General features: G+C 63.9%; 10 protein-coding genes. 7 read left to right on the forward strand and 3 right to left on the reverse strand.

Annotated elements, in window-relative coordinates:
• Positions 1–18: 18 nt before the first annotated feature.
• From paaE to nhaB, 6 genes are all read left to right on the forward strand, one after another.
• Positions 19–1,095: a 1,2-phenylacetyl-CoA epoxidase subunit PaaE gene (paaE, locus tag ACZ5BO_RS18545; protein WP_025127431.1), complete on the forward strand. Its 1,077-nt coding sequence runs from the start codon at positions 19–21 to the stop codon at positions 1,093–1,095.
• 77 nt (positions 1,096–1,172) lie between these two features.
• A complete protein-coding gene (locus ACZ5BO_RS18550) occupies positions 1,173–1,481 on the forward strand; it encodes a DUF485 domain-containing protein (protein WP_025127432.1) in 309 nt (102 codons plus the stop codon).
• On the forward strand, positions 1,478–3,124 hold the full coding sequence (locus ACZ5BO_RS18555) for a cation acetate symporter (protein WP_464696035.1): 1,647 nt from the start codon (positions 1,478–1,480) through the stop codon (positions 3,122–3,124). The genes ACZ5BO_RS18550 and ACZ5BO_RS18555 overlap by 4 nt, the downstream gene beginning before the upstream one ends.
• Positions 3,125–3,153: 29 nt before the next feature.
• On the forward strand, positions 3,154–4,407 hold the full coding sequence (locus ACZ5BO_RS18560) for an OprD family porin (protein WP_464696036.1): 1,254 nt from the start codon (positions 3,154–3,156) through the stop codon (positions 4,405–4,407).
• 54 nt (positions 4,408–4,461) lie between these two features.
• Positions 4,462–6,516 (forward strand): phenylacetic acid degradation bifunctional protein PaaZ, encoded by a 2,055-nt coding sequence (paaZ, locus tag ACZ5BO_RS18565; protein WP_464696037.1) that lies wholly within the window; start codon positions 4,462–4,464, stop codon positions 6,514–6,516.
• A gap of 147 nt (positions 6,517–6,663) precedes the next feature.
• Entirely contained in the window at positions 6,664–8,166 is a 1,503-nt protein-coding gene (nhaB, locus tag ACZ5BO_RS18570; RefSeq protein ID WP_464696038.1) for a sodium/proton antiporter NhaB, read from the forward strand.
• A gap of 91 nt (positions 8,167–8,257) precedes the next feature.
• On the opposite strand, the gene ACZ5BO_RS18575 is transcribed toward nhaB, so the two are convergent.
• From ACZ5BO_RS18575 to gnd, 3 genes are read right to left on the reverse strand one after another with little or no spacing between them, the layout of a single operon-like run.
• Positions 8,258–9,082, reverse strand: coding sequence for a Cof-type HAD-IIB family hydrolase (locus tag ACZ5BO_RS18575; protein WP_464696039.1), 825 nt, complete (start codon positions 9,080–9,082; stop codon positions 8,258–8,260).
• Positions 9,079–10,596, reverse strand: coding sequence for a glucose-6-phosphate dehydrogenase (gene zwf, locus ACZ5BO_RS18580; RefSeq protein ID WP_464696040.1), 1,518 nt, complete (start codon positions 10,594–10,596; stop codon positions 9,079–9,081). The genes ACZ5BO_RS18575 and zwf overlap by 4 nt, the downstream gene beginning before the upstream one ends.
• On the reverse strand, positions 10,593–11,573 hold the full coding sequence (gene gnd, locus ACZ5BO_RS18585; protein WP_025127438.1) for a phosphogluconate dehydrogenase (NAD(+)-dependent, decarboxylating): 981 nt from the start codon (positions 11,571–11,573) through the stop codon (positions 10,593–10,595). The genes zwf and gnd overlap by 4 nt, the downstream gene beginning before the upstream one ends.
• A 409-nt stretch (positions 11,574–11,982) precedes the next feature.
• Here gnd and ACZ5BO_RS18590 point away from each other — a divergent pair, with 409 nt between their 5' ends.
• Complete coding sequence (locus ACZ5BO_RS18590; protein WP_177330244.1) at positions 11,983–12,159, forward strand: DUF6026 family protein; 177 nt, start codon at positions 11,983–11,985, stop codon at positions 12,157–12,159.
• Positions 12,160–12,387 lie beyond the last annotated feature (228 nt).

Here is a 12,387-nt window from a genome sequence, read left to right on the forward strand (position 1 = left end):
GTCAGAGGGAGAATCAGCATGAGTAAATTCCACAGCCTGACCATCAAGGATGTGCGCAGCGAAACCCGTGACGCCGTGTCCATCGCCTTCGAGATCCCGCCGCACCTGCAACAGCGCTTCCACTTCACCCAGGGCCAGCACCTGGTGATGCGCACCCAGCTGGACGGCGAGGAAGTGCGCCGCTCCTACTCGATCTGCACCGGGGTCAACGATGGCGAACTGCGCGTTGCAATCAAGCGCGTGGCCGGCGGGCGTTTCTCGGCCTTCGCCAATGAGCGACTCAAGGCCGGCCAGCAGCTGGAGGTGATGCCACCTGCAGGGCAGTTTCACGTCGAGCTCGACCCGGCCCGCCACGGCCACTACCTGGCCGTGGCCGCTGGCAGCGGCATCACGCCGATCCTGTCGATCATCAAGACCACTCTGGAAACCGAACCCCACAGCCGCCTGACCCTGCTCTACGGCAACCGCTCCAGCTCCAGCGCGCTGTTTCGCGAACAGCTGGAAGACCTGAAGAATCGTTACCTGCAACGCCTCAACCTGATTTTCCTGTTCAGCCGCGAACAGCAAGACATCGACCTCTACAACGGCCGGATCAATGCCGACAAATGCCAGCAGCTGTTTTCCCGCTGGCTCGACGTCAAGAGCCTGGACGCGGCCTTTATCTGCGGCCCGCAGCCCATGACCGAAACCGTGCGCGACAGCCTCAAGGCCAAGGGCATGCCCGCCGCGCGCATCCACTTCGAACTGTTTGCCGCCGCTGGCAGCGAGTACAAGCGCGAGGCCCGGGAAGCTGCACGACAGATCGATGCTGCCACCAGCCAGATCACCGTGATCAGCGACGGCCGCGCCCTGGCCTTCGACTTGCCGCGCAACACCCAGAGCATCCTCGAGGCCGGCAACGCCCAGGGTGCCGAACTGCCGTACTCGTGCAAGGCCGGGGTCTGCTCCACCTGCAAGTGCAAGGTCATCGAAGGTGAAGTGGAGATGGACAGCAATCACGCCCTGGAGGACTACGAAGTAGCGGCCGGCTACGTGCTGTCCTGCCAGTCGTTCCCGATCAGCGACAAGGTGGTCCTGGACTTCGACCAGCTCTAGAACACCGCGAGCGCAGGCGTGCTGGCGCTCGCGAGTTGCAACGCCCGAACAATAACAACAGCAAGAGAGCGTGCCCAATGACCCCGCAAGAAATAGAACGGATTCGCCTGCACCCGGACTTTATCCAGCTGGTGCGACGCAAACAGAAGCTCTATTGGTCCCTGACCCTGGCCATGCTGCTGATCTATTACGGTTTCGTGCTGCTGGTGGCGTTTTCCCCGAGCACCCTGGGCCAGTCCCTCAGCGGCGGGGTGACCACGGTCGGCATGCTGGTGGGTGTGGCGATCGTGCTGCTGGCCTTCGCTCTGACCGGCTTCTATGTCTACCGCGCCAACCATGTGATTGACCCACTGAATGAAAAGCTCAAGCAGGAGTGCGCCCAATGAAGCCATTGTCGCTGTCATTCCTGCTGCCCGGCCTGCTGCTTTGCGACCTTGCACTGGCGGCAGAAGGCGCTGCCCGGCCCCTGAACTGGAACGCCATCGGCATGTTCCTGGTGTTCGTCCTGTTCACCCTCGGGGTCACCCGCTGGGCCGCCCTGCGCACCCGCTCGGCCAGTGATTTCTATACCGCTGGCGGCGGCATGAGCGGCTTGCAGAACGGCCTGGCGATTGCTGGCGACATGATCTCCGCGGCGTCCTTCCTCGGCATCTCGGCGATGATGTTCCTCAACGGCTACGACGGCCTGCTGTATGCCCTGGGGGTACTGGCCGGCTGGCCGATCATCCTCTTCCTGATCGCCGAACGCCTGCGCAACCTGGGCAAGTACACCTTTGCCGACGTGGTTTCCTACCGCCTGGAGCAAACCCCGGTGCGCCTGACATCGGCCTTCGGCACCCTGACCGTGGCCCTGATGTACCTGGTGGCGCAGATGGTCGGCGCCGGCAAGCTGATCGAACTGCTGTTCGGCATCAGCTACCTCTATGCGGTGATGCTGGTGGGGGTGCTGATGGTGTTCTACGTGACCTTCGGCGGCATGCTGGCCACCACCTGGGTGCAGATCATCAAGGCGGTGATGCTGCTGTTCGGCACCAGCTTCATGGCCTTCATGGTGCTCAGGCACTTTGGCTTCAGCGTCGAGGCAATGTTCGCCGGGGCCACCGCGGTACACGCCAAGGGCACCGCGATCATGGCCCCCGGCGGCTTGCTGTCGAACCCCATCGACGCCATTTCCCTGGGGCTGGGGATGATGTTCGGCACTGCCGGCCTGCCGCATATCCTGATGCGCTTCTTCACCGTCAACGACGCCAAGGAAGCGCGCAAGAGCGTGTTCTACGCCACCGGCTTCATTGGCTACTTCTACCTGCTGCTGATCGTGGTCGGCTTTGGCGCCATCGTCATGGTCGGCACCGAGCCCGAGTACCGCGACGCCAGCGGGGCAATCGTCGGCGGCGCCAACATGATCGCCGTGCACCTGGCACAGGCGGTGGGCGGCAACCTGTTTCTCGGTTTCATCTCGGCGGTGGCCTTCGCCACCATCCTCGCGGTAGTGGCCGGACTGGCCTTGTCCGGCGCGTCGGCGGTGTCCCACGACCTGTATGCCTGTGTGATTCGCAAAGGCCAGGCCACGGAAAAACAGGAAATCCGCGTCTCGCGGATCGCCACTCTGTGCATTGGTGTGCTGGCGATCATCCTCGGCCTGCTGTTCGAGTCGCAGAACATTGCCTTCCTTTCCGGGCTGGTACTGGCGATTGCCGCTTCGGTCAACTTCCCGGTGCTGTTCCTGTCGATGTTCTGGAAAGGCCTGACCACCCGTGGTGCCGTCAGCGGCAGCATGGCCGGGCTGGTCTCGGCGATTGTCCTGCTGGTGCTGAGCCCCGCGGTGTGGGTCAACGTCCTGCACCACGAACACGCACTGTTCCCTTACTCCAACCCGGCCCTGTTCTCCATGAGCCTGGCATTTGCCTGTGCCTGGCTGTTCTCGGTCACCGACCGTTCGGCTCGGGCGGATCTGGAACGCGGGCGCTACCTGGCGCAGTTCATCCGCTCCATGACCGGGATCGGCGCTTCCAGCGCCAGCAAACACTGACATTGGCTTGATAACAGGGAATAAAAATAATGCACCCCGTTTACCTCAATGCGCGCAAAAATCCGCTGTACCTGCTGACGGCCGCCAGTCTGCCGCTGTTCGCCCCACCGGCCCTGGCCGACTTTGTCAGTGACAGCAGCGCGCGCCTGGAAATGCGCAATCACTATATCAACCGCGACTTCCGCCAACACAACGCGGCGCAGTCCAAGGCCGAGGAATGGGCCCAGGGCTTTACCGCGCGCATCACCTCCGGATTCACCGAAGGCGCCTTCGGTTTCGGCCTGGATGCCCTCGGCGAACTGGGGCTCAAGCTTGATTCCAGCCCCGACCGCCGTGGCACTGGGCTGCTGCCATATGGGCGCGACAGCCATGAACCGGCGGACCAGTTCAGCGAGCTGGGCCTGACCGGCAAGGTCCGCGTGGCCGACAGCGTGCTGAAAATCGGCACCCTGCAACCTTTGCTGCCGGTGGTCACCTACAACGATACTCGCCTGTTGGGCTCGACCTTCCAGGGCGGCCTGCTGACCAGCCAGGACATTCGTGACCTGACCCTGAATGCCGGGCGCCTGACCAAGACCAACCTGCGTGACTCATCGAGCAACGATGACATCGGCTACGGCGCCGCCACCAGCGATCACTTCGACTTCGCCGGCGGCAGCTACGCCTTCAACCCGCAACTGAGCCTGAGCTACTACTACGCCAAGCTGGACCAGATCTATCGCCAGCAATTTGTCGGCCTGCTGCACACCCAGCCCCTGGGCAACGGCTTCAGCCTGCGCAGCGACCTGCGTTACTTCGACAGTCGCGGCGACGGCATCAAGCGCGCCGGGCGCATCGACAACCGCAACTTCAACAGCATGTTCACCCTGGCCCATGGCGCCCATAAAGTCAGCGCCACCTGGCAGCAACTGTCCGGCGACAGTGCCTTTCCGTTCCTTAACGGCGGCGACCCGTACGTGGTCAACCTGGTGACCTACAACACCTACACCCGGGCTGACGAGGACTCCTGGCAACTGCGCTACGACTACAACTTCGCCGCCCTCGGCGTGCCTGGCCTGAGCTTCATGACCCGCTACACCGACGGCCGTCACGCCAAGGCCGGCGCCGTGGACAACGGCCGCGAGTGGGAACGTGACACCGACATCACCTACGTGATCCAGAGCGGAGTGCTCAAGGACGTCAGCCTGCGCTGGCGCAACGTGACCTTTCGCTCGGGCAACGGCCTGACCACCGCCCTGGATGAGAACCGCCTGATCGTCGGTTACACCCTGGCCCTTTGGTAAACCCCAACCGGCGCCAAACGGGCGCCGGCCGTTTTTTCTTCCGGAGCAATCGTGATGACTCACGCCCCTACGCTGCAAAGCTTCATCGCCGGTCGCTGGATTGGCCAACACGCTGCCCAGGTCCTGCGCAGCGCGATTGACGGCCACGAACTGGCGCGCACCCACGAAGAACGCCCGGACTTTGCCGAAGCTGTCGAGCACGCTCGGCGCCAGGGTGTCGCGGCGCTGATGGCGCTGGACTTCCAGCAACGGGCGCAACGGCTCAAGGCCCTGGCCCTGTATCTCAGCGAGCGCAAGGAACAGCTGTACGCCCTGTCCCACCACAGCGGCGCGACCCGGGCCGACAGCTGGATCGATATCGAGGGCGGCAACAGCACCCTGTTCACCTACTCCGGCCTGGGTTCCCGGGAACTGCCCTCGGGCAACATCGTCCACGAAGGCCCGGCGCTGTCACTGAGTAAGCTGGGAAGCTTCGCCGGTAGCCATATCCTGGTGCCCCGGGGTGGCCTGGCGGTGCACATCAACGCCTTCAACTTCCCGATCTGGGGCATGTTGGAAAAGTTCGCTCCCAGTTTCCTCGCCGGTATGCCGTGCATCGTCAAGCCCGCCAGCTCCACCAGCTACCTGACGCAAGCCGTGGTACGCCTGATGGATGAGTCGGGCCTGCTGCCTGCCGGCGCCCTGCAACTGGTGATCGGTGGCACCGGCGACCTGCTGGACCGGCTGCAAGGCCAGGATGTGGTGACCTTCACCGGTTCGGCCGATACCGCCGCCAAGCTGCGGGTCAACCCCAACCTGATTCGCCATTCCGTGCCGTTCAACGCCGAGGCCGACTCGCTGAACTGCGCCATCCTCGCCCCGGACGTGAGCCCGGACGATGAGGAGTTCGAACTGTTCATCAAGGAAGTCGCTCGGGAAATGACGGTCAAGGCCGGCCAGAAATGCACCGCGATCCGCCGCGCCATCGTTCCGGCCAAGCACATCGATGCCGTGGCCGAACGCCTGCGCGCACGCCTGGCCAAGGTGGTGGTCGGCGACCCATCGGTGGAAGGGGTGCGCATGGGCCCACTGGCTTCCCACGACCAGCAACGTGACCTCACCGAGCGCCTGGAGAGCCTGCTGCGCAGCAGCGACCTACTGTTTGGCGCCAAGGACGGCTTTGCGCCGCGTGGCGAAAACGTCAACCAGGGCGCGTTTTTCGCCCCGACCCTGCTGCGTGCCCGAGATCCCCATGCAGAAGGCGGTGCTCACGACATCGAGGCGTTCGGCCCGGTCAGCACCCTGATGACCTACGACGATCTGGATGAAGCGCTGGTCCTGGCCGCGCGCGGCAAAGGCAGCCTGGTGGCCAGCCTGGTCACCAAGGACCCACGCATCGCGGCCCGGGCGATCCCTGTCGCAGCGGCCTGGCACGGGCGCCTGCTGGTGCTGGACCGCGAGTCTGCCGCCGAATCCACCGGCCACGGCTCGCCCCTGCCACAACTGAAACACGGTGGCCCGGGCCGGGCCGGTGGTGGCGAAGAGCTGGGCGGCCTGCGCGCGGTGAAACACTACCTGCAACGGGCCGCGGTCCAGGGTTCGCCGAGCATGCTGGCGGCTGTCACTGGGGAATACGTGCGCGGCGCCAAAGTGATCGAGACCGAGGTTCATCCGTTCCGTCGTTACTTCCAGGACTTGCAGATCGGCGAATCGCTGCTGACCCATCGGCGCACAGTCAGCGAAGCCGACTTGGTGAACTTCGGCTGCCTGTCCGGTGACCACTTCTATATGCACTTCGATGACATCGCGGCCAAGGAATCGCAATTCGGCAAGCGCATCGCCCATGGCTACTTCGTGCTCTCGGCAGCAGCCGGGCTGTTCGTCTCGCCAGCGCCGGGCCCAGTGCTGGCCAACTACGGCCTGGACACCCTGCGCTTCATCAACCCGGTGGGCATTGGCGACACCATCCAGGCCCGGTTGACCTGCAAGCGCAAGATTGACCAGGGTAAAACCAGTCCCCAGGGCCTTCCTCAGGGCGTGGTGGCCTGGGATGTGGAAGTCACCAACCAGTTGGGCGAATTGGTAGCCAGCTACGACATCCTGACCCTGGTGGTCAAACGCGACGACTGAGCCCTTTGCCCCCCCACACCTTCCCTGGGAGCTGGCTGCCGGCTCCTAGGGGAACCAGCAGATAATTGTGGCAAAAGATTTCATCATTTCTTGATTCTGCACCCGGCTTGCGGCAAGTTGCGCGCTTCTCACCACAAGGAACCGCCCATGTCCGGCTCAATGGCCCAGGCGTTCGCGCACAACTTTCTCGGCCAGTCCCCGCGCTGGTACAAGGCAAGCATCCTTGCCTTCCTGCTGCTCAATCCCCTGCTGTTCTATACCGTCAGCCCGGCGGCGGCCGGCTGGTGCCTGGTGATCGAGTTCATCTTCACCCTGGCCATGGCCCTCAAGTGCTACCCGCTGATGCCCGGCGGCCTGCTGCTGGTGCAGGCCATGCTGCTGGGCATGGCCACCCCCGAGGCACTGTATGAGGAGCTGGTGCACAACTTCCCGGTGATCCTGCTGCTGATGTTCATGGTCGCCGGCATTTATTTCATGAAGGAGTTGCTGCTGTTCCTGTTTTCCCGGCTGTTGCTCGGGGTGCGCTCCAAGGCGCTGCTGGGGCTGCTGTTCTGCTTTCTTTCGGCCTTTCTCTCGGCGTTCCTCGATGCCTTGACCGTCACTGCGGTGATCATCAGCGCTGCCGTGGGCTTCTATTCGGTGTATCACCGGGTGGCGTCCGACAATGACCCGCGCCAGGACAGCGCCTACGGCGATGACCAGCAACTGGCCACCCTGCACCACGATGACCTCGAGCAGTTTCGTGCCTTCCTGCGCAGCCTGCTGATGCACGGCGCCGTAGGCACCGCCCTGGGAGGGGTGTGCACCCTGGTGGGCGAGCCGCAGAACCTGTTGATCGGCCATGAGATGGGCTGGCACTTCGCCGAATTCTTCAGCAAGGTGGCACCGGTTTCCCTGCCCGTGCTGGCGGCCGGCCTGGTGACCTGCGTGCTGCTGGAGAAGCTGCGCTGGTTCGGCTATGGCACCTTGCTGCCGGACAACGTGCGCGGGGTGCTGGCCAACTATGCCGCTGAAGACGACGCCCAGCGCACCTCGCGCCAACGGGCGGCACTGCTGGTCCAGGGCCTGGCGGCGTTGATCCTGATCGTCGGCCTGGCCCTGCACGTGGCGGAAGTCGGGTTGATCGGCCTGCTGGTGATCGTGCTGATCACCGCCTTCACCGGGATCACCGATGAGCACCGCCTGGGCAATGCGTTCAAGGACGCCATGCCCTTCACCGCACTGCTGGTGGTGTTCTTCGCCGTGGTCGCGGTGATTCACCAGCAGCAACTGTTCACCCCGCTGATCCAGTGGGTGCTGGCGCTGCCGGCGGACCAGCAACCGGGCATGCTTTTCATTGCCAACGGGTTGCTGTCGGCCATCAGTGACAACGTGTTCGTCGCCACCATCTACATCACCGAGGTCAAGCAGGCCTTTGTCACCGGGCAGATGAGCCGTGAGCACTTCGAGACCCTGGCCATCGCCATCAACACCGGCACCAACCTGCCCAGCGTGGCCACGCCCAACGGCCAGGCGGCGTTCCTGTTCCTGCTGACCTCGGCGATTGCGCCGCTGGTACGCCTGTCCTACGGTCGGATGGTGTGGATGGCCCTGCCCTACACCGTGGTGATGGGGCTGCTGGGCTGGTACGCGGTGAGCTACTGGCTGTAGGGGCATCCTGCACGGGCCCGAGGCCGGCAATCGGCGGCCGCGGCATGAAGGACCGGAGGCCGTGGCCTGGCGCTATGCCAGGCTGCGCCCCTCAACGCCGGAGGAGGAGGTAGCGCTCGATCGCTTCGGCGGCGCCGTCTTCCAGGTTGCTGCCGGTGACCAGGTCGGCCTGGCGCTTGACCTGTTCCTCCGCCTGGCCCATGGCAATCGACAGGCCGGCACGCTGGAACATCGCCGTGTCGTTGCCACCATCCCCCAGCGCCGCAGTGCGCTCCAGCGGCACACCCAGGTGCTCGGCCAAGGTGGCCAGGGCCTGGCCCTTGTCCGCTTGCAGGGCGGTGACATCGAGGAACCTGGGCTGCGAGCGCGAAGCCTGGGCCTGCCCGGCGGTGGTTGCATGCAGGCGCGCCTCCAGCTCCACCAGCAGCCGATGGTCGCTGCTGGCGGCCACGATCTTGTCGATGCGCGGCAGGTACTCCTCGAAACTGTCCACCACTTTGGGGGCGTACCCCAGTGCATGGCGCTCCAGGGGCATCAGGGCACCCTCGAGGTTGCGCAGCAGCCATTGGTTGTCGGCAAAGACCCAGGTTTCGATCTGCGGGCAGGGCTCGAACAGCAGCAAGGCGCTCACCGCCGCTTCCACCGGAACAGTGTGGCGCACCAGTAAGCTGCCATCGGGGTTGACGATGCTGCCGCCATTGAACCCGGCGGTGGGCAGGTCCACGCCCAGGGCTTCGATCTGCTGCTGCATGGCCCGGGGCGGGCGCCCGCTGGCCAGGCTGAAAGCCACCCCGGCGTCGCGCAGGGCACGCACCGCATCGAGGGTTCGGGGGCTCAAACTGTGGTCCGGACGCAGCAGCGTGCCGTCCATGTCACTGAGCAGCAACTCGATGGGCCGTACCGTCATGCCGCTCATCCCAGGGGGCGCCAGACGCGACCATCCCGGGCCAGCAGTTCGTCACCTGCGGCCGGGCCATCGGTGCCGGCCGGGTAGTTCTGCAGCGCCCCGTCCTGCTTCCAGGCATCGAGGAAGGGCTGCACCGCGCGCCAGCCGTTCTCGATGTTGTCCGCCCGCTGGAACAGCGTCTGGTCGCCGATCAGGCAGTCGTAGATCAGGGTTTCGTAACCGGTGGACGGCTGCATCTCGAAGAAGTCCCGGTAGGCGAAACCCAGCTCGATATTGGCCATGTCCAGGCTCGGGCCGGGTTTTTTCGCCAGCAGGTCGAACCACATGCCCTCGTTGGGCTGGATCTGGATCCGCAGGTAGGTCGGCGACAGGCGCTCGACCTCGGTGTCGCGAAACTGCGCATAGGGCGCCGGCTTGAAGCAGATGACAATCTCGGTGTCGCGCACGCTCATGCGCTTGCCGGTGCGCAGGTAGAACGGCACCCCGACCCAGCGCCAGTTGTCGATCATCACCTTCAGCGCAACGTAGGTTTCAGTGTGGCTGTCGGGCGCCACGTTGGCTTCCTCGCGGTATCCCGCCAGAGCCTTGCCGGCCACCTCGCCGGCGCTGTATTGGCCACGTACCGAATTGGCCCGGGCCTCCTCGGCGGACCAGGGACGGATCGCTCCCACCACCTTGGCCTTCTCGCCCCGTACCGCATCGGCACCGAAGGCTGCGGGCGGCTCCATGGCCACCATCGCCAGCAACTGGAACAGGTGATTGGGCACCATGTCGCGCAGGGCGCCGGTATGTTCATAAAAGCTGCCACGGGTTTCCACCCCGACGGTTTCCGCCGCGGTGATCTGCACGTGGTCGATGTAATGGTTGTTCCAGAAGGCCTCGAACAGGCTGTTGGAAAAACGGCTGACCAGGATGTTCTGGACGGTTTCCTTGCCCAGGTAATGGTCGATGCGGTAGATCTGCTTCTCGCTCATGACCTTGAGCAGGCAGGCATTGAGGGCCTCTGCGGTCTGCAGGTCGGAGCCGAAGGGCTTCTCGATCACCACCCGGCGAAACGCCTGTGGCCCCTCCTCCAGCAACCCCGAGGCGCCCAGGCGCTGCACCACTTCACTGAAGAAGCGCGGTGCAGTGGCCAGGTAGAACACCGCGTTGCCGGTGCCACTGGCGGCAATCCGTGCCGCCAGCTCGGCATAGGTGGAATCGTCCAGGAAGTCGCCCTGGACATAGCTGATCCCGCGGGTCAGCCGGGCCCAGACTGCGGCATCCACAGCCGCCCCCTGGGCTTGCTTGTTCAGCACTTCATCGCGAAGGAAGTCTTCCAGCAAGGTGGCGAACTCAGCGTCGCTCACCGCATTGTGGTCAACGCCGACAATCCGCAGTCCCTCATCCAGCAAGCCGTCACGGCTCAGGTTGTACAGCGCCGGCATCAACAGGCGCTTGACCAGATCACCGCGGGCGCCGAACAGGAACAGCGTGGTCGGCGGCGCCGGCAACGCCTTGGACTTCTTTCGCGTAGAGGTCATTTTTTCCCGGTCTCCACGTGGCCGCCAAAGCCGAAGCGCATGGCCGACAGTACCTTGTCGCCGTAGGTGCCCTGCCCGCGCGAACGGTAGCGTGAGAACAGCGAGTTGGACAGCACCGGCACCGGCACCGCCTGCTCCATGGCGGCCTCGATGGTCCAGCGACCTTCGCCGCTGTCAGCCACCGAACCGGAGAAGCCGTCGAGTTTCGGGTCGCTGGCCAGGGCGTCGGCGGTCAGGTCCAGCAGCCAGGAGGAAACCACGCTGCCACGACGCCAGACTTCGGCGATATCGCCGACATTGAGATCGAAACGCTGGTCTTCCGGGAGGTTTTCCGAGGATTTGGTCTTGAGGATGTCGAAGCCTTCGGCGAAGGCCTGCATCATCCCGTACTCGATGCCGTTGTGGATCATCTTGACGAAGTGCCCGGAGCCGGCAGGCCCCGCATGGATGTAGCCACGCTCGGCGCGGTCGTCGGCAGATACCCGGTCCTTGGTCCGCGGAATCGAACCCAAACCCGGAGCCAGGGCGCTGAACAGCGGGTCAAGGCGCAGCACTTCGTCGGCATCGCCGCCGATCATCATGCAATAGCCGCGCTCCAGGCCCCAGACGCCGCCGGAGGTGCCGACGTCAATGTACTTCAGGCCCTTGTGCGCCAGGTCCCGGGCGCGACGGATATCGTCCTTGTAGTAGGTGTTGCCGCCGTCGATGATCACATCCCCGGGGGCCAGCAACTGGCTCAGGGCCTCGATGGTCGCTTCGGTAGGCTCGCCGGCGGGCAGCATGACCCAGACCGCACGAGGCTGTTCCAGGCCCGCCACCAGGGCCGGCAGGTCGGCGACGCCCTTGGCGCCTTCAGCGGCCAGGGCGCTGACAAAATCGGTATTGCGGTCAAAGACTACGGTTTCGTGCCCATTGAGCATCAGGCGCCGTGCAATGTTGCCGCCCATGCGGCCCAGTCCAATAATCCCCAGTTGCATGTGCTGATGCTCCTACTGCAAAAAATTCAGATCAAAAATGTATAGCCCAATGGGCCGGGTGCAAACTTCGAGGGGCGCAACTATACAAGGCAAAAAGCTCCAAGACAGCGCAATCTTTAGGCACGGCAGCAGTTTTTTGCCGTTCCCTGCGGGTCCTGCGGGCTGTCCGGGCCGCACCTGCCGCAGCCGATCGCCGGGGTTTAATCAAGGATTAGTCTCAACACCGGCGGCGAAGTTTCGCAAAAATTCGGTGGATAACGACACAAAGTGCCCGCAAGGCACAGCGACCACCCAAAATAAAAAAGTTCCCTTTGCGCAAAAAAGAAATAAAATTGCCACCGATAGTGCTTTGCGCAAGGGAATGCGGACCACGAAGCATAGTTGAGACACGCCATTTGCGAGGTGAGCAATGGGCACAGTACTACCGGCAAGACCCGCACAAACCCTGTACGTCACCATCCGTCGTGATGAACTGCGTCAACTCAAAGATGAACGCGATCAGTTGCAACAGGAGTTGGCACAGCTGCGCCTGCTGCTGAAGCAGGGTCCATCCGTAGCACCGCTGCACCTTCCCTCCGCGAGCTGAACCTCGCCCCGAACGCAGGCGCGCCCTGCGTTCGCTGCATATTCAAACGCCCTTCTGCCGCACTGTGGCGCGCTGATCCTCGGCCTGGCCCGGTGTTATTGCAGCGGCCGACAAAAAAACAACATCGCCCTGACGATCTTTTCACATTTGCCTGTCGATACTCCCGGCCATTGTGGCCGTCTTGTTACAGAGGACGGCCTTCATTCGCGACGCTGAACCGGCGCGCAA

The sequence above is a fragment of the Pseudomonas sp. FFPRI_1 genome (assembly GCF_055384485.1).